Origin of the sequence: Stieleria maiorica (genome assembly GCF_008035925.1) — a bacterium.
Taxonomy (GTDB): Bacteria; Planctomycetota; Planctomycetia; order Pirellulales; family Pirellulaceae; genus Stieleria; species Stieleria maiorica.
This window is the reverse complement of record NZ_CP036264.1, coordinates 1,408,963-1,426,475: the sequence shown is the minus strand read 5'-3', so window position 1 is coordinate 1,426,475 and position 17,513 is coordinate 1,408,963. Positions and strand designations below refer to the sequence as shown.

Annotated in this window: 14 protein-coding genes; 10 read left to right on the top strand and 4 right to left on the bottom strand. The window is 59.5% G+C overall.

Annotated features, from left to right (window positions below; genetic code table 11):
• Positions 1 to 242 precede the first annotated feature (242 nt).
• Both Mal15_RS04665 and Mal15_RS04660 read left to right on the top strand, forming a co-directional pair.
• On the top strand, positions 243 to 1,178 hold the full coding sequence (locus Mal15_RS04665) for an aldo/keto reductase (RefSeq protein ID WP_147866696.1): 936 nt from the start codon (positions 243 to 245) through the stop codon (positions 1,176 to 1,178).
• Positions 1,179 to 1,354: 176 nt separating this feature from the next.
• A complete protein-coding gene (locus Mal15_RS04660; protein WP_147866695.1) occupies positions 1,355 to 2,173 on the top strand; it encodes a sugar phosphate isomerase/epimerase family protein in 819 nt (272 codons plus the stop codon).
• A 163-nt stretch (positions 2,174 to 2,336) separates the two neighbouring features.
• Here the strand turns inward: Mal15_RS04660 and Mal15_RS04655 are convergent, their stop codons facing one another.
• Both Mal15_RS04655 and Mal15_RS04650 read right to left on the bottom strand, forming a co-directional pair.
• Entirely contained in the window at positions 2,337 to 4,607 is a 2,271-nt protein-coding gene (locus Mal15_RS04655; protein ID WP_147866694.1) for an ABC transporter permease subunit/CPBP intramembrane protease, read from the bottom strand.
• On the bottom strand, positions 4,604 to 5,413 hold the full coding sequence (locus Mal15_RS04650) for an ATP-binding cassette domain-containing protein (RefSeq protein ID WP_147866693.1): 810 nt from the start codon (positions 5,411 to 5,413) through the stop codon (positions 4,604 to 4,606). Before Mal15_RS04650 ends, Mal15_RS04655 begins: the two co-directional genes overlap by 4 nt.
• Before the next feature lie 540 nt (positions 5,414 to 5,953).
• On the opposite strand from Mal15_RS04650, the gene Mal15_RS04645 reads away from it, so the two are divergent.
• The 8 genes from Mal15_RS04645 to Mal15_RS04610 all read left to right on the top strand — a co-directional run bounded on the left by Mal15_RS04645 (position 5,954) and on the right by Mal15_RS04610 (position 14,234).
• Entirely contained in the window at positions 5,954 to 7,387 is a 1,434-nt protein-coding gene (locus Mal15_RS04645) for an IS4 family transposase (protein WP_147866711.1), read from the top strand.
• 3 nt (positions 7,388 to 7,390) lie between these two features.
• Positions 7,391 to 7,699: a hypothetical protein gene (locus Mal15_RS04640; RefSeq protein ID WP_147866691.1), complete on the top strand. Its 309-nt coding sequence runs from the start codon at positions 7,391 to 7,393 to the stop codon at positions 7,697 to 7,699.
• A gap of 357 nt (positions 7,700 to 8,056) precedes the next feature.
• Positions 8,057 to 9,616, top strand: coding sequence for an OprO/OprP family phosphate-selective porin (locus tag Mal15_RS04635; RefSeq protein WP_147866690.1), 1,560 nt, complete (start codon positions 8,057 to 8,059; stop codon positions 9,614 to 9,616).
• Positions 9,617 to 9,682: 66 nt separating this feature from the next.
• Positions 9,683 to 10,336, top strand: coding sequence for a hypothetical protein (locus tag Mal15_RS04630; RefSeq protein ID WP_147866689.1), 654 nt, complete (start codon positions 9,683 to 9,685; stop codon positions 10,334 to 10,336).
• Positions 10,337 to 10,599: 263 nt separating this feature from the next.
• Positions 10,600 to 11,148 (top strand): cysteine hydrolase family protein, encoded by a 549-nt coding sequence (locus Mal15_RS04625; protein ID WP_147866688.1) that lies wholly within the window; start codon positions 10,600 to 10,602, stop codon positions 11,146 to 11,148.
• Positions 11,149 to 11,563: 415 nt separating this feature from the next.
• Positions 11,564 to 12,100 carry an acetolactate synthase small subunit gene (gene ilvN / locus Mal15_RS04620; protein WP_147866687.1) on the top strand — a complete coding sequence of 179 codons (537 nt, stop codon included), beginning with the start codon at positions 11,564 to 11,566 and terminating at the stop codon, positions 12,098 to 12,100.
• Positions 12,101 to 12,297: 197 nt separating this feature from the next.
• Entirely contained in the window at positions 12,298 to 13,305 is a 1,008-nt protein-coding gene (gene ilvC / locus Mal15_RS04615) for a ketol-acid reductoisomerase (RefSeq protein ID WP_147866686.1), read from the top strand.
• Positions 13,306 to 13,616: 311 nt separating this feature from the next.
• Positions 13,617 to 14,234: a DUF4254 domain-containing protein gene (locus Mal15_RS04610; protein WP_147866685.1), complete on the top strand. Its 618-nt coding sequence runs from the start codon at positions 13,617 to 13,619 to the stop codon at positions 14,232 to 14,234.
• Positions 14,235 to 14,254: 20 nt separating this feature from the next.
• Here Mal15_RS04610 and Mal15_RS04605 read toward each other — a convergent pair whose 3' ends face one another.
• Together Mal15_RS04605 and Mal15_RS04600 are read right to left on the bottom strand one after the other, a co-directional pair.
• Positions 14,255 to 15,262: a DUF502 domain-containing protein gene (locus Mal15_RS04605; protein ID WP_233903281.1), complete on the bottom strand. Its 1,008-nt coding sequence runs from the start codon at positions 15,260 to 15,262 to the stop codon at positions 14,255 to 14,257.
• A gap of 326 nt (positions 15,263 to 15,588) precedes the next feature.
• Positions 15,589 to 16,623, bottom strand: coding sequence for a ComF family protein (locus tag Mal15_RS04600; protein ID WP_147866683.1), 1,035 nt, complete (start codon positions 16,621 to 16,623; stop codon positions 15,589 to 15,591).
• Positions 16,624 to 17,513: the final 890 nt, after the last annotated feature.

Below are 17,513 nucleotides of genomic sequence, written 5' to 3'. Positions count from 1 at the left end.
TTGGCAACGCCGGCGGTCGATCCGGTAGGGGGGCGGTGGTGTCCCGGCCGGTTGATTGAATGAGCCGTAAGGCGCTAGCCTACGGGCCTAGCGGTGCCAGCATCGCCCTTCGAGGCCCGTGGCTAGCGCCATCGGCTCACAATTGTCTCGGTTGCGATTAAATCAACAGGCAGGTTCAGCGGCGGCCGATCTGTGGTAGGTTCTCCGTTGAAGTGAAAGCACGAAAACAGGAGACCATCACGATGCAAAAACGCCCCTTGGGAAACACCGGCTTGGAACTGTCCGTCCTCGGATTCGGGGCCTCGTCCATCGGAGCCGAATTCCGCCCGATCGATGTTTCGGAGGCGCTGCGCTGTGTCAACGTGGCGCTCGACCGCGGCATGAACTATATCGACACGGCCGCCTACTATGGCCGCGGGATGAGCGAGATCATGCTCGGCCGCGTGCTGCCGCAACTGCCGCGCGATTCCTATTACCTGAGCACCAAGCTGGGACGATTTGCCCCCCAGCACTTTGACTTTTCCGCGCGTCGGGTTGCCGAAAGCATCGACATTTCGCTCGAACGGATGCAACTGGACCACCTGGACACGGTGTTCTGTCACGACATCGAATTCGTGGATCTGGATCAGATCGTCAACGAAACGATTCCCGCCCTGCAGAAAGAAAAGGAAAAGGGCAAGGTGCGGTTCATCGGCGTCAGCGGTTACCCGATGAAGATCTTTCACGAGATGATCCGCCGCAGCGAGATGGACGTGATCCTGACCTACAACCATTACACGCTGCAAAACGACATGGCGCTCAGTTTGATCGATCCGTGTCGCGAGTCCGGCGTCGGACTGATCAACGCCGCTCCGTTTTCAGCACGCTTGTTGACCGACGCGCCCTTGCCGTCGTGGCACAAGGCGACCGAAGAGGTCCGCAAAGTCGCCAAGGCGGCCGCCGATCACTGTCGCAACGCCGGCAGCGACATCGCGAAACTTGCACTGCAGTATTCCGCCGCCAACGAATCGTTCGCCAGTTGTGTCGTCGGATCGGCCAACCCCGACCGCGTCGCCGGTTGGTGCGACTGGCTGGAAGAACCGCTCGATGAAAACCTGGTCGCCGAGGTCAAGGAAATCCTCAAGCCGATTCACAACTGGGTCTATGTCGAAGGACGGCCCGAGAATAATGACGGGTGAGTTTCCGGTTGGGAGTTGGGAGTTGGGAGGTAGCTACCTTCGCCAGAAGGTGGTTCTCCAGTGGTTTCCTCGTTCGGGCGAGCGTCGCCGCTGCCCACGTTCGCTGCCCCGTGCGAACCATGAAATGAATTCACCGACGCTCGTTCAATTTGTTCTTTTTTTAGTTTGGCGGTCTTATGAAATCTTGCATCACCATTTCGTTGGTCGAAGAAGCTCGTGGCGGTCCGTTCGTCCTGTGGGACGGTCTGGAGAAATCGATCGCGTTTGCGGGGGAGCTCGGCTATGACGCAGTCGAAATCTTTGCCCCGTCGGTCGAATCGCTGAATTTGGATTCGCTGGGCAATCTGCTGGACGGCGCCGGCGTGCGTCTGGCCGCGCTGGGAACCGGCGCGGGTTGGGTCAAACATCGGTTGCAGCTGGCTGATCCGGATCCGAAGAAACGCGCCGATGCCCGCGCGTTCGTGCGAACCATCATCGACGCGGCCGGAGGATTTGGCGCGATGGCGATCATCGGTTCGATGCAGGGACGCAGCGAGGGAGACGTCGATTCTAAAACCGCCTTGGCGTATCTGGCCGAGGCCCTGGAGGACGGCGGCCAGCACGCCAGCCAGTACAACGTGCCGTTGATTTACGAGCCGCTGAATCGCTACGAAACCAATCAGTGCTGTACCGTCGCCCAGGGCGTGGATCTGTTGCGTTCGCTGTCGACTTCCAACGTGCGGCTGCTGTGCGACCTGTTTCACATGGGGATCGAAGAAACCGACATCGCCGATGCGTTGGTGACCGGAGGCGATTTGGTCGGCCACATCCACTTCGTCGACAGCAACCGCCGTCCGGTCGGCTACGGCCACATGCAATACGGACGGATCATCGAGGCGTTGCGGACGATCGGCTACCGAGGTTACTTGTGCGCCGAAGCGTTCCCTTGGCCCGATCCCCACGAAGCCGCTCGCCAAACCATGCGGGCGTTCCGATACTGGACGCAGTCGGAGTGACGCCGGTCGGGCGGGCGGCGGCGATTCATCTTTCGGGCCAGCTGCAGCGGAAGCCGCTTTGCGGGTAAGCAGTAGTGGACGACGCGAGGAGTCCTCGCGGTTCATGATCCGAATGGACTCGTCGCCTCGTCCACTACCTCGAAAACCGGGCCATGGCGAGCGGCTAGGCCGAGGCCAGCGACGCCGTCGGATCGACGTAGTCGTGGTGCGAACCGATGAATTCCGATTCGCTTTCATCGGTCGCCGGTGAGACGGTGCCGAAGTACAGCAGGCACGTCGTGGCGATCCCCATGCTGATCAGCGTCCAAAATGGCTGATACGACGGCCCCAGGTCGGTCTGGGTCAGGAACACCGACGCGCCCGCCCAGCCGCTTTCGGTGATCCGCTCCAGCGACACCGACAGTGCGTTGTTGGTGAAGTGGATCAGGATGCAAGGGATGATACTGCCGGTTCGCAGCGTGATCCACCCGAGTGCGATGCCCATCACCGATGCGGCGATCGATTGCTGCAGAACGCCGTGTGAGATTCCGAACATGATGGCGGTCAACACGACCGCGCGAAGTTTGCCTTTCTCGCGGACCAGCCCGCCGAAGATGAATCCGCGAAAGGCCAGTTCTTCACAGATCGCCGGCAACAACGCCATCAGCAGCACGACGGTCGCCCAGGGGGCCGATGCGATCTGCTCGGCGAACGGTTTCATCGCCGCTGCCGTCTGCTCGCTGACCGGATAGACGTGATTGATCATCTTGGACAGCATCACGTAGCTGGGGTGCAACGTGACGCCGAACAGGACCGCCAATGGCAACGTGGTCCAGTGTGGCATGCGGATACGGAGGCTTTGCCGAATCGATTTGGTCATCATCGTCGCCATGACCAGTGCCGGAAACACGATCAACACTTGTGGCATCATCACCAGCTTGGCAATGCCCGTTAAGTCTTGTGGCATCTCGGTGATGGTCAATCGGGCGAAGAACAGGGTGACCAGGATGATCGCGCCACAGGCATAGGCTTGCGCGGGTGTCGCGGCGAGTTGGCGGTCACGCCACAAGTGACGCACCCACATGCCCAATTCCCATTGTTCGCCGCCACCGAACAACACGGATTCGTCTTCGAACTGGCGACGGGCCCAGCGGGCCGCCAGCCACAAGCAGCATCCGGTGACCGTCGCCACCATCGGCACATAAAACAACGCCGTGCCGTATTGGCCTTCGACCAGGGCTCGGACCAACAGGAACATCCCGGAAACGGGGATCAGGCTGGTCCCGATATTGAGCGTCGTGCCGGGCAGCATCGGCAACATCACCAGCGGCAAGGTCACCATCATCAGCGGCATCAAGTAGTACTGTCCCTCTTTACTGCTTTGCGCCATCGCCGCGACCGCCAGCGCCAACGCGCTAAACAAACACGACAGTGGGACCAGGGCGACGAACAGCCACAGCATCGGCACCAGGGGCGGCGCGCCCAACGAGCCGCCGGCGCCGCCGACGCCCATGTGTTGGAACACCAGGGAACTGGTCACGAGCATGCTTCCGGCATTCAGCAGCGCTGTGAGCATGCTGAACGAAGCGACCGCGCCGAGTTTTCCCCAGACGATTTCGCTCCGCAGCGCCGGGCTGCACAGCAAGGTTTCCAGCGTCCCGCGTTCCTTTTCTCCGGCGACCAAATCGACGGCCGGGTAGAACGCGCCGGTCATCGCCCAGACCAACATGATGAACGGCAGCAATTTGCTCCAGAACGCCGCCTCACGCGTCCGCTGCGGTGCGATGTTCTGATCGGACCACTCGAACGGCAGCAACAGTTCGGCATCGATGCCGACCCCCGAAAGACGTTCTTTGATCCACTCGCCACGCCAGGCGGCCAAGACGCCGGCCACGCGGCCTTTGGCGACGACCGATTGGTCGCTGCCCACGTTGAACAGCAGTTCGATGTCGGTCTTGGCCTGGTCATCGCTGTGGGGCGACTTAAAGTCGGTGCCGACCAAGTCGCCCATCAAACCGATCTCTTTGAAGGCGGGCGGAATCAACACGACCAAGTCGAACGCGCCGGTCTTGACCCACTGGTTCGCCTTTTCGCGAACCGGTCGATCCCCGGAAAGTTCGTCCCACCGATACGTCAACAGCTCCAAGGCCTCGGGTTGTTCGATCAAATGTGGGGCGAACGATTCGCCTTCAAACAGCGGCGGTGCGTCTTCGATGTTTTCGGTGCCGACGACACAGACCGACGTCGGATTTTGACGCGTGAATTGCGCGATCTGTAACAACAGCATGCCGACCAGCGGGTACAGCATGATCGGCAGCACGGCGATCGTGAACAGCGTGCGACGGTCGCGCAGCTGGTCGCGCATTTCACGCAGATAGATCAGCCAGACCGCGGCCAAACGCGGCTTTCCTGCCGTCGCGGCCTTTTGCCGAATCGCCTTGGACGAATCGCTCATACCAATTGTTCTCCCGCCGCTTGGTCGGCCAGCGAGGCGGGTTCGTTTCGCCCGCTGAGCCGCATCTCGTGTTCGTGTTGGCTGAGCAGCCCAAAGAACAGCTCTTCAAAATCGTCTTCGCGATGGCGGTCACGGAGTTCCTCCAGTGTGCCGCTGTCGAGAATCTTGCCGCAATACATGATCGCAATCCGATCACACAGCCGTTCGACTTCGCTCATGATGTGCGTTGAAAAGATCAGGCACTTGCCGGCCTCGCGGAGCGAGCGGATCACGCCCAACAGATTGCGGGCGACCAGCACATCCAAGCCCAACGTCGCCTCGTCAAATACCAGCACCGGCGGGTCGTGAATCATGGCCCTGGCGATCGAGACCTTCTGCTTCATGCCCGTCGACATCTTGCCGCCGGGGACGTTGCGAAAGTCGTTCATCCGCAACTGATCAAACAGGTCTTCCAGACGGTCGTTCAAATGGGCCGATCGCATTCCGTGAAGACGCCCAAAGTACTCCACCATCTCCCACGCCGTCATGCGGTCATAGATCGCCGTGTTGTTGCTGACGAAGCCGATGTTTCGACGGACCTCGGCCGAGTCGCGGACGACGTCATATCCGGCGACCGTGGCGATCCCGTCGGTGGGTTCGAGCACCGTACTGAGCATCCGCAGCACCGTGGTCTTGCCGGCCCCGTTGGGGCCCAACAGCCCAAAGATCTCGCCCCGCTGAACGGAAAACGAGATGCCGTCCACCGCCACGAAGCGTCCCCGTTGGAGATCCTCGTACGTCTTGGTCAGATGTTGAACGTGGATCATGCGCGAGAGCGGGCCCCAAGAGCGGTCGGTCGGAACTGGTTTCTCGAAACTAGCTCATCGCACCGGTCGTGTGATTCAAATCCGCGGTCGCCGCGGTCGGATCGGCTAATCATCAACGGCACAACCGGCAGAAACGGCAACGCTTATTGGAAACTCCCGCAGAGGCCGGTGCGGCTTTCTGCCTCGATTGGCGACGGATTACACTTGTAATTGACGCGTTGCCTTTCAGGTTGCCTCTCAAGCCGAGGGAACTTGTTTACTTTTTCACCGCCGGCACGCGGGTGTAGCACCATGCCGAAATCATCAAAGTTACATGCCAGTTTGAAGGCCGCCGATCGTCGTCGCCGCCGCCGAAAGTTGTCGGATCGAGGCCCGGGGGCGGAGCTGAAACCGAGCGAGGCGACACCGCGACGCCCAGCCGGTGCCGATGCCCCTCGTTGTTATACACAAATTTTTGATGATGTATTGATTCGCGAAATCGCTCAAACTGTTGCTCACAGGGAGTTCAGGTGCACGACAGGTAGCAACGGAGTGTTTGCGATGGTGAGCCAATGGGTGATTGACGAATTAGAAACGGTGGATCTTGGCGACAAGAGACGAAATGAACGACTTGCCGAAGTGCTCTCCGCCATGGCTGGTTTGCCGAGCAAGAGCATTCCTGCTGCAGTCGGCGCAGGACACAACGAAACAACGGCAGCCTACCGACTTTTTGATAACGATGCGATCTGCTTTGAGGACATTTTAGCGCCCCATATAGATGCCTGCTATAAGCGTCTTGCTGAGCAAGAAGTTGTCATCTTGGCTCACGATACGACGGAACTGGATTTGACGAAACCTAACACGCAAGTAGAAGGGGCCGGTCCGCTAGATGGCAGTTCACGCTACGGCGAGTTGCTTCACCCGCTGATGGCGTTCACTCCCACCGGCACGCCCTTAGGAACCGTTGCAGCGGAACTTTGGACTCGCGAGGAAGGTCCGTCAAAAGCCGATGATCGAAAGAAAGTGCCGATTGAAGAGAAGGAGTCTCTGCGATGGCTTGAAAACCACCGCGAAGCACAGTTAATCGCTAGCGAGCACCCCGAAACGCAAGTTGTCTGCGTGGCTGACAGCGAAGCGGACATCTTTGAAGTCATCGAGTGTAATTCCGATTCTCCAAAGAACTTTTGGTGGATTATTCGCAGTTGCTATGACCGTTCGATCGTTGATCAGCACGGTCGGCCATCAGGAAATCTGCATGAAAAACTCGCCGCGAGCAAAGTACGCTACACCAAAGCGATAACGATTCGTTCGCACCAACCCAAGTTAGCCTGTGACAAACGAGCACGCAATCAACCGCGAGAGGCACGCCAATGCGAACTCGAGGTGCGTGCAACGACGCTGACACTGAAGAACCCCTATCGGCCCGATCGACACCTACGGCCCACGAAAGTCAACGCGATTTGGGCTCACGAGATCGATCCGCCTGAAGGGGATACGCCTATCAGTTGGCTGTTGCTGACCAATATGCCGATTTCGAACAAGGAAGAGATTGAGCTGGTGTTGTCTTACTACTGCATTCGCTGGTTGATCGAAGTATTCTTCCGAACTCTCAAATCAGGCACTCGCATCGAAGCAAAGCGGTTTGAAAAGATCGAACGATTCGAGCGTTGTCTCGCTGTTTCGATGATCTTGGCGTGGCGAACGTTCTACAGCGTGCGGATCGGTCGCGAATGTCCAGACGTCAGCTGTGAAGCAGTATTCGTAGCCGACGAATGGCAGCCGGTATACAAGATCGTCACCGGGGAAGATCCGCCAAAGAAACCACCGACGTTGAAGGAGATCGTCCGCATGATCGCTCGGCTTGGCGGCTACATCGACCGACCACGACATGACGAGCCTGGCACCGATACGGTCATGCGCGGCATGGAACGACTCTACGACATCAGTAGTTGTTGGCGAAGCTTTGGTCCAAATGCAACCAGATCAGGGGAATGAATTGTGTATAACAACGAGGCCGATGCCCCCCGGCTGTTGATCGAGGCCACGCTGTTTGTCGCCGATCGTAATGCCCAGCTGAACGATTCGGCGGTGATCGGGGCGTTGCGGTCGATCAAGAACCAAACAACATCGCGTTCCAGTTTCACTCAGGGCGTCACGGAGGAAATGATCGCCAGGCTCGATGCCGCCGGGGTCAGTCCATCCGACCGTCGCACGGCGGCGAGCGAACTGTTGGCGATCGCGGTGCAAAATGTGGATCCCGACTCGCCCCAGGCGTTGATCCGCTACCTTGAGTTGATCGCATCGTAACCTCGGTTTCTTCACACCGCCTTCATGGGATCTTCATCGACCGCCGGAAGGGTGAAAAGGTGCGACGGTTGTTCGTGAAATGACGGCCAAAACTGTCAAAGCGTGACGACACTCCGGGTCGTGCGTTTTGATCCGCAATGAACGGTCGGTCTCGTCCTCCGGCGCGCGTTTCAAACTTCAGGCAAAATCTGTGGATGCCGGCAAATCGGTGATCCTAGCAAAGGACGATGCCAGAAATGGCAAGTGGATCTCCGATGGCGATCCGGCTTGCGACGACTTCAAGGCGGGTGCCGAAAAATGTATCGACGGATCGATGCATTCGGCTCGTCACAGCAGTTCACGGATGACAACGAAGCGATGAAAAAGACTCTTGGTGTGCGCACGCGGCGCTTTTCGCTCGCGCTTGCGCTGGCGACGTGCTTTGGCACTGCGGCGACAGGCGCCGACGACAATCTGTTTGGCATGCCGAGCGACGACTCGGCGCCGATTTATCGTACGGCGACGCTGAACTCAGCCGATGCTGGTGCACTGATCGAGTCCGAACCCTCGGCTTCGGACGCCGTCGATTCCGGCGGAACCGTTCCGCTGAAAGACTATGAAAAACTGCTCGGGCGGGTCGGCGATTTGGAATCGTCTTGGGAGAAGTACCAGGACAAGCTGAAGAGCGAAGCCGACGAAAAGAAGAAGAAGCCGACGTTCAAACTGAACGGACGGGTTCACCTGGACAACTGGAATTTCCTCGACAGCGATGCCGGCATCAACCAACTGGAGACGGGCAACCCTGCGGACGATCCCGAGGACCGCTGGGACTTTCGTCGCATTCGGATGGAGTTTTCGGGCGACGTCCCCGGAAACATGGAATGGCGAATGCAGATCGACTTCAACAATCCCAGCTCGGCGGAAATGAAGGACGTCTACTTCGGATTCAACGAGTTGCCGCACAACCAAGTGCTGTTGATCGGGAATCAAAAACGTCCCATCGGTTTGGACCACCTTAATAGCAGCCGTCACAACGTATTCGCCGAACGACCGTTGGCGGTCGAAACGTTCAACGAAGACGCTCGTCGGCTCGGTGTCTGCATGTACGGCTTTACCGAGGACGAATCGATCCACTGGCGCTACGGTGCGTTCTTGTTGGAAAACATCAGTACCGACGGACGTTACCGCGGCGACTTTGACGAGGCGGGGCTGTACGGCCGACTGTCGGCCAGTCCCTGGTGTGACGACATCAGCGGCGGACGCGGCTACTGGCACTGTGCGATCGCCGGGTCGGTCAACCAAACCGACGGCGACGGCCAGTTGGATCTGGACCAAAACGCCAACGAAGCACGTTTCCGCACCCGGCCGGAGGCGCGAAGCGATTCACGTTGGTGGGACACCGGTCGGATCCTCGGCGCCGAAGGCTATCAACAACTCGCCTTCGAATCGATGTTAAACATCGGTGCGCTCCAGATCACCGGTGAGTACTTCACCACGTGGATGCAACGTGACGCATTGGGTGGATTCAACGGCAGCGACCTGACGTTCCACGGCGGATACCTGTTCGCGCACTACTTCCTGACCGGTGAGCATATCCCACTCTCGAGAGCGACCGGAACGATCAGTCGCGTCAAGCCGTTCGAGAACTTCTTCGTCGTCGACCGCTGCACCGGCGGAACCGGCAGGGGCTGGGGGGCGCTGGGCGTCGGTCTGCGTGCCGATTACTTGGACCTGTCCGACTCCGATATCCGCGGCGGGCAAGGGTACACCGTCACGGCCGGGATGAACTGGTACTGGACCGCGTACTCCAAGATTCAAGCCAATTTGGTGATGGGCGAAATCGAAAACGCCGGACAAGGTCGTTCGGCCGTGCCGCTGGCCGCCGGTATCGACGGCGACTTCAGCATTCTCGGTTTCCGCTACATGATCGACTTCTAACGATCCATCACCTGTCCAACGCCTGCCAAGGCGTTTCAACAAACCATTCCATTTACAGAAGAAGTCATGTCCATTCAAAAAACGATCCAGGCCGGGCTGCTGTTGGCAATGGCCCTTTGCTTGACCAGTTCCAACCAAGCGCTGGCCCTGGGCGGCAAATTGCTCGATCAAACCGGCTGTTCTTGCTGCCCCGTGTGTGACCACGTCTGCAAGCTCGACGCAGAAGTGGTTGACGAAGAAAAGACTTGTTTCAATGTCGAATCCAAAGTGATTTGCATTCCCCGCGTCGTGTTCCCCTGGCAAAAAGCCAAGAAAGCCGCCTGTGCCTCCTGCGATGCCTGCGACGGTCTCGGCTGCACCAATTGCGTCCACAACGGCGCCCGCGTCCGCAAGATCTGTGTGCTGAAACCGGAGAAATACACCTGCCCGGCTTGCAAGTACACCTGGACGGCGGAAAAGAAGCCTTGTGGCGGTTGCGGCACGGCTTGTTGCGGTACAACTGGTTGCGGTACAGGCGCCTGCTGTGGCGGACTCGGTTGCGACAGCGGTTGTGCCGCCGCGCCGGCGTCGCTGATGCCCACCCCGACGCCCGCGGTTCCGTCGCCCGCTGTGCCGGCACCGGTCGCCGCACCCGAAGCCCAGCCCACCGTCGACGCCGGAGATTATTATCGCCAATACGGAAACGGCATCTCCGCGATTCCGGCGCCCGTGGCCTTCTGAGCCCGTGGCCTTCTGAGCCCGTGGCCTTCTGGTCGCTCGTCTCAAATCCCGGATTCCAGAACCTCGTCTTTGCCCGATTGGCAAAGGCGAGGTTTTTTGGTGAATCGCTCGTCATTCGCAGCGACCTTCACCAGCAGGTGGTTTCTCGGCGTTGCCCACACTCTCTCTGGCGAGAGTGGCGACGGCCAACGTGAATGCCCTCCGTGCCGACCCGTTCGGCTACACTCATCGCGTCAATTCACAACCACAAACAAGGAATCAGCATGTCGCGAGCGTTATTGGTGATCGATGTCCAGCGGGAATACTTCGACGGAGCGCTCCCGGTCACACATCCGGCCGGCCACCTGGAGTGCATCCTGGACGTGATGGACCGCGCGGCCGAAGCCAAGGTGCCCACGGTGGTCATTCGCCACCATCAAGCCGATCCCGAGTCACCGATCTTTCGCAAGGATTCCGAGATGTGGCAGCTACACGACGAAGTCAACGCGCGTCCACGCGATGTGTTGATCGACAAGCAGTTGCCGGGATCGTTTACCGGGACGAATTTGGATCAATGGTTGAAGGAAAACGGAATCGATACCGTCAGCATCGCCGGTTACATGACCCACATGTGTTGCGACACGACCGCCCGCCAAGCCTTTCACCGCGGTTACAAGGTCGAGTTTTTGCGTGACGCAACGGGGACGTTGACCGTCGAAAATGAAGCCGGCAAGGCGACCGCCGAAGAGCTGCAGCAATCGATCCTGGTCGCCCAACAGATGTTCATCAGCGAAGTGATCAGCAGCGACGTTTGGAAGCAACGCGTGGAGTGAACCGGCCGGCTGGCAGATCGCATCGGCAATTGAAATCAGCCTCACTGGCCGAGGTCATGCGGTTTCTAAGTTTTTGATTCCAAGGGGGGGCAAATTTCTCTGCCCGCTCTGAACCACAGGCAGGTCGATTGCCCACGGATAGCAGCGAGGGGGTTCGGTGGGAATTCGCATCCGCGCTCGGGGGGCAGCCGGCACCAATCCTACCCGCCATCATTCTGCCCCGAATCATTCTGCCTCGGGCAGTCTTTCGGGGCATTTTTCGTTTTCCAGTCCCCTCGACGACCTCGAAATCCGGTCACAACCCGGCTTTTCGGCCAGTTTTGGCCCTGCCCTTGCTGGTCCGTGCTCGCAAAATTATCCTACCGGGCTCAAATTTCAGGACTTTCTTCCTCCAAACACGGTCAAAACCGGTCAGATGCCCAGCCCCACTCAGCGACACGTTCTCTCCGCTCTGGTCCAGAACGTTCCCGGGGTACTCGCCCACATTTCTGGGATGCTTGCCTCGCGTGGCTTCAACATCGACTCGCTCGCAGTCGGTGAAACCGAAAACAAGACGCTCTCTCGCATGACTTTCGTCGTCGTCGGTGACGACCGAGTCCTGGAGCAGGTACGCAAGCAGCTGGAGAAGATTGTCACGGTCGTACGCGTCATCGACGTCAGCAGCCGAGACTTCGTCGAACGCGACTTGTTGCTGTTGAAGGTCCAAGCACCTTCGGGGCCCAAGCGGGCGGAGATTCGTGAGTTGGTCGATATCTTCCGCGGCCGCATCGTCGATGTCGGTCCGGACGAATTGATGATCGAAATCAGCGGTCGCGAAAACAAGGTCCAGGCGTTCATCGAACGCGTTCGGCCCTACGGCATCACCGAACTGGTCCGCACCGGTCGGGTCGCAATGGTCCGCAGCGATTCGGACGTTTCGATCGCAGACGAAACGACCCAGGCGAGCGCCTAGCGACCGCCGACACGCCGACCGCCTGATTCGCCCGCCACGACCGCTTTGTCGCCGCGGGCCGACAAAACGGCGGAACGAAAAACACACCGTCTCGCCGCCGCGGCGAGAAACAGGGCCAGCGACATCTCCCCCCCGGAATCTCCCTGGACCGTCTCCCTAGAAATCACCCTTCCAAACACGATCGAGACCATTCTCTCATGGCAGCCACAATCTACTACGACAACGACGCCGATCTTTCGCACCTCAAAGGCAAAACGGTGGCGATCCTCGGCTACGGATCCCAAGGCCACGCCCAAGCACAAAACCTGCGCGACAGCGGCATCAACGTGATCATCGGACAACGCCCCGGTTCGGCCAACTATGACCTGGCCGTCTCCCACGGCTTTGAACCCAAGTCGATCGCCGATGCGACCAAAGAAGCCGATGTGATCAACATCCTGCTGCCCGATGAAGTCCAGGCGGACGTCTATCGCGAATCCATCCTGCCCAACCTGTCCAAGGGCAACGTGCTGATGTGTTCGCACGGGTTCAACATCCACTTCGGCCAAATCGCGCCCCCGGAAGGGATCGACACGCTGTTGGTCGCCCCCAAAGGCCCGGGCCACCTGGTTCGCAGCGAGTACGAAAAGGGCGGCGGCGTTCCGGCGTTGATCGCACTCGGCGAAGGTGCCTCGGAAACCACCAAACAGATCGGTTTGGCCTATGCCAAGGGCATCGGCGGGACCCGCGGTGGCGTCATCGAAACCTCGTTCATGGAAGAAACCGAAACCGACCTGTTCGGTGAGCAGGTGGTGCTGTGCGGCGGCGTCAGCGAATTGGTCAAGGCAGGGTTCGAAACGTTGGTCGAAGCCGGCTACCAGCCCGAAATGGCTTACTTCGAGTGCATGCACGAACTGAAGCTGATCGTCGATTTGTTGTACCAGGGCGGTTTGAGCTACATGCGTTACAGCATCAGCAACACCGCCGAGTACGGCGATTACGTCACCGGCCCCCGCATCATCACCGACGAAACCAAGGCCGAAATGAAACGCGTCTTGGAAGAGATCCAGAACGGCACCTTCGCCCGAAACTGGATCCTGGAAAACCGCGGTGGAGCGGCGTTCTTCAAAGCCACCCGCCGTCGCGAACGAGAGCACGGTGTGGAACAGATCGGTCGCGGATTGCGGAAAATGATGTCCTGGATCGACGAAAAAGAAGTCTCCTGACCGAATGGTCCGGGCATCGGTGTAGGTTGTTGGTGTACGACGTCCTTTCTAGGTCGTCGTGCAGAGCCCCACGGGCGACGGCCCGGAAGGGCCATCGTACACCAGAAAAGCGATTGCCCTAAGACTGGATGGTCCCTCAAGGCGAGACACCAACGGTTGCCGTCTCTGTGATTGCTGACAGCCCATGCCATTCACGCCCGGGCTTTTTTCGTGCCGCCGGATTGCTCTCGCCATGGCTTGCGATAATCCGCACAATGGGGATGCACCCTTTCGCCCCCTCGCTTGCCCGGCTTCTTTCGGTACCTCGCACCATGTCAGCATCCACCATCGCGGCAACTCATTTGCCACCGGTTTCAGAGATCACGCAACTGCAAATCGACACCGTGGCCGATTGGCATCAGGGGCCGATCGAAAACGCCTATGACGGGTTCAAGCAACTGGTGTGCAAGCAGCACGAATACAACTATCGGCTCTGGCACCAGGAAGACATCGCCCGCAGCCCGACCGCCGACGACGTCAAGATCGCCGAGGTGAAACGGGCGATCGACAAGCTGAATCAACAACGCAACGACATGATCGAGCAGTTGGACGACGCGATCACCGAGCTATTGGAAAAGTTGCATGTCCGCCCGGCTGCCGAAGCACCGATCAACACCGAAACCGCCGGCAGTGCGATCGATCGGCTGTCGATCATGTCGCTGCGGCTGTACCACTACCGAGAGCAACTCGAACGCGACGACGCCGATGCGGCACACCGCGCGATGGTTGCCCAACGCATCGATCTGTGTGAACAGCAACACGCCGACCTGTCCAATTCGCTGCAGGAATTGCTGGCCGACCTGTTGGCGGGAAAGAAGCGACACAAGACGTATCGCCAGATGAAGATGTACAACGATCCGTCGTTGAACCCCGAAATTTACAAGTCGTAGTGGGGCAATCCGCCGGCGGATCAGACGGTCGAGTGGTCGCCGGACGGTTCGGTTTGGGGGCCGCCGGGCAAGATGACTGCGCCGTCACGGAGTTTTCCCGCCGGCCGAGGCTTACGCTCTTGGGTCCCGTTGAGACGTTGATTCGGTGGAACGACCACGCCACAGCTGACGACAAACTGAATCGCTTCGTCGACCGTCATGTCGATGTCGATCGTGTCGCTGCGGCGGACCGTGACCGTGAACCCGGTCATCGGCATCGGGCTGGTCGGCATCAGCACGCTCATCATTTCTTCACCGGTCGCGTCGCGTAACTGGCGAATGCTGTTGCCGGTGACGAACCCGAGCGACCAGATGCCCTTGCTGGGATACTGGACCGCGACGACGTTGTTGAACTCGATCTCTCGTTCACTGAACGCAAAATCGGTCACCTGCTTCACGCCGCCATACACCTTGTTGACGAAGGGGATCCGCAGGATGGCTGAATCGAACCCGCGAAAGAACCAACGGCCCAGTCGAAACGTGAACAGACGTCCCATGAAATACAGCACGGTCAGAAACACGATCAGAAAGACCGGGACGACGTACTTTCGCTGCATCCAGCTGAGTTGGATGTAGCGGTGCCAGTAGGCGTTGGCCGAAACCAGTGGTTTGGCATCGGCGGTGAACTGATCGGCATTCTCGTGGACGGTGTCGACGATCTCTTTGGGCAGATAGCGGCGGCCCGTCGGATCCGGCACATACTTGCTGTAACCGAACAGCGTGTACGTGCTGAAGCCCCCGTCAGCCTCCGGCACCGCCCCGTCGGGAATCTCGGTCAGGGTGCCGTCAAAGTATTCCGCTCCCAGGACCAGCCCCTCCTGGACGACCCATTCGGTCGGCCGCAGGACATAGGTCTCGATCGTTTTCCAGGCCCAGATCAGCACCAGGATCGTCAGCAACGGCGGCAGCACGACGCCCAACCCGCGAACCAAAATGTTTCGCACGCTGACCGATCGTGAGGCGTGGTCGATGTCGTCGTGGTCGTTCACAGCGAGTGCGTTTGAATCTGGTGCGGTTGAATCAGGCAAATCGAAATCAATGCGTTGGTGGTGAGAAGCAACTGTACGCTACGGGGGCAAGTCGTGATCGGTTTTCTCGGCGGCACCGGCCAACCGCCCCCGCGAATAACCCTCAAAGTACGCACATTCGACATCTTCGCAAGAATCATCGCATCGAAAAACCGGACTTCCAGCCCGTCTCGGCTCGGCCAATCGAGTGGATCGGCCAGAAACCCCGCCTACAATCCCTTCTCTGCGATTCGACCAGATGTCAGGATTCTTTCCGACGAAATTGCCGAAAACACGACACTCGGTCGTCACGAGCAAGCGCGTGCAACGACAGCGACGGTCACGCGGCGCGCCCCGGCCTGCTTGAGCACCTTGGCGTTTTCCGCCGCCGTGGCGCCGGTGGTCATCACGTCGTCGATCAACAGGATGTGCCGGCCGGCGATCGACGGGCGGCCGCCGGGCCAAAGCGGGCGGGAGACGCAAAAGGCGCCCTCCACGTTCCGTCTCCGCTCCTTTTCACCCAGCCACGCCTGTTTCTTGGTCTTCCGAGTCGTCGCCAGCAGATTCCGATGCACCAACCGGGGCCAGTCCCGGCGCAGGACCCCTGCAACTGTCCGGGCTAGCACGCGGCTGCCACCGGCGCCACGCTGGATGCGACGCCACAGGTGTGAGGGGACCGCGGTCACCAAGTCCGGGGCGTCCCCTGGCGGGAGTGCGGTTTGCTGGTCGCCGCTGGGAGCGTCATGACGGCTGCTCACCGGGTCGCCAAGCACTGGGCCGCCAAGCACCGGGTCGCCAAGCACTGGGCCGCCAAGCACTGGGCCGCCAAGCACTGGGCCGCTAATCGCAGTGCCGCCAATGACCGCACGGATGCGTTCGGCCAGGCGTCGCCCGAGCGCGTCGGCCAGGGACACCTGGCTGCCGTACTTTGCCGCGACGACCGCGTTTCGCACCAAACCGTCATAGCTCCACAGGGCGATACAACCGTCAAACGCGTACGACTCGCGTCGGCAGCGCTGGCAGCGGCCCAGGTCGGCGGAATCGCCGGCAGACACCGCGGCGGTCGACGGAGTGAATTGACCGGCCCCCGGATACCCACAGCGTCGGCAAGCCGATTCCATCCGTTTCTCGCTCGATTCGAGCTGGACCTGGCATTCGGCGCAGAAGTCTTCGCCGGGGGCGACGCAGGCGTCACACAGCCGACAGGTTGACGGCAGCAACAATTCCAGGGCGTGGCGGCCGATTTGGCCGCCGAGTCGGCCGCCGAGTTGCGTTCCCAGCCGGAGCAGTCGCCACGATCGGGGAGCCGGGGCCGCTTTCGGTGTTGAACTGTCTGCAGTCATGGGCGGTAAATCAGAAAATGATTTTTTTTCGCGCGAACCTTTCTTTTTCAGACCACTCTGTACGATCAACTACCACAGGCGGTGAGAATTCACTGGCTTTTGGAGTCGACGTGCGTTACCGTTAACGCAGGTCCGCAGACCCCGCCATCAAGCGGCATGCTACCGCATCCGCAGCATCACGTCTTTTTCGGGCGAGATGTCGGCAGGTCCGCTCATTCATTTTTTTCGTCTTTGCTCCACGCCGCACCATGAACGGTGCCGGGAGGTTTGAAATGCGTTTTGAACAAATCATCGCAGTTGTCACACGTAGCCTGAACATTGCAGGCGTCCGTGAGATTTCCAGCGCCGATGCATTTGCACACGCATCAGACCTCCAGCTCTGTATGGCGTGTGTATCGCCCGGGAACGGGGTGTATTCGGGACCACAGACCATGCTGATGCAGTATCAGCCCGGTTGTGGCCATCCGAGTCCGCCGACGTCCCACGGTTGGCTGACCACGGTCGCCAATACGGCCGGCGGTAAACGGAAACGTTTACCGCTAACCGTGCGGCTACTCGGACTGGCCAAACGTGGCTCAGCCGCTCTGCAACGCAGAGGCTGAGAGAAGGAAAGCCTGCGAGGCAGGTTTTTCATTCCCACCGCGATTGCCAAGCCGATGGTCCGTGCCGAAACCGGTGTCGCTCACGACACAGGTTTTTTGTCCGGACGCGATCGGTGATGTGTTTGACGGTTTTGTGCCTGAAATCGCCTGATTTCAAGTCTTCCCCGCTGCTCGATCGGCCCGGTCTCCTGGCCCGAGCTGGGACTCAAACACTTCGCACCGATATCGGAAACGAGACGTTCGGCAACCGCGACTGATACATCCAAGCCGACCGTGTGAACGCCCGCC

What these genes read in the sequence shown, in the direction of transcription:
- Mal15_RS04665 (WP_147866696.1), top strand. Translation starts at nt 243, where the DNA reads ATGCAAAAACGCCCCTTGGGAAACACCGGCTTGGAACTGTCCGTCCTC.
- Mal15_RS04660 (WP_147866695.1), top strand. Translation starts at nt 1,355, where the DNA reads ATGAAATCTTGCATCACCATTTCGTTGGTCGAAGAAGCTCGTGGCGGT.
- Mal15_RS04655 (WP_147866694.1), bottom strand. Translation starts at nt 4,607, where the DNA reads ATGAGCGATTCGTCCAAGGCGATTCGGCAAAAGGCCGCGACGGCAGGA.
- Mal15_RS04650 (WP_147866693.1), bottom strand. Translation starts at nt 5,413, where the DNA reads ATGATCCACGTTCAACATCTGACCAAGACGTACGAGGATCTCCAACGG.
- Mal15_RS04645 (WP_147866711.1), top strand. Translation starts at nt 5,954, where the DNA reads ATGGTGAGCCAATGGGTGATTGACGAATTAGAAACGGTGGATCTTGGC.
- Mal15_RS04635 (WP_147866690.1), top strand. Translation starts at nt 8,057, where the DNA reads ATGAAAAAGACTCTTGGTGTGCGCACGCGGCGCTTTTCGCTCGCGCTT.
- Mal15_RS04630 (WP_147866689.1), top strand. Translation starts at nt 9,683, where the DNA reads ATGTCCATTCAAAAAACGATCCAGGCCGGGCTGCTGTTGGCAATGGCC.
- Mal15_RS04625 (WP_147866688.1), top strand. Translation starts at nt 10,600, where the DNA reads ATGTCGCGAGCGTTATTGGTGATCGATGTCCAGCGGGAATACTTCGAC.
- ilvN (WP_147866687.1), top strand. Translation starts at nt 11,564, where the DNA reads ATGCCCAGCCCCACTCAGCGACACGTTCTCTCCGCTCTGGTCCAGAAC.
- ilvC (WP_147866686.1), top strand. Translation starts at nt 12,298, where the DNA reads ATGGCAGCCACAATCTACTACGACAACGACGCCGATCTTTCGCACCTC.
- Mal15_RS04610 (WP_147866685.1), top strand. Translation starts at nt 13,617, where the DNA reads ATGTCAGCATCCACCATCGCGGCAACTCATTTGCCACCGGTTTCAGAG.
- Mal15_RS04600 (WP_147866683.1), bottom strand. Translation starts at nt 16,623, where the DNA reads ATGACTGCAGACAGTTCAACACCGAAAGCGGCCCCGGCTCCCCGATCG.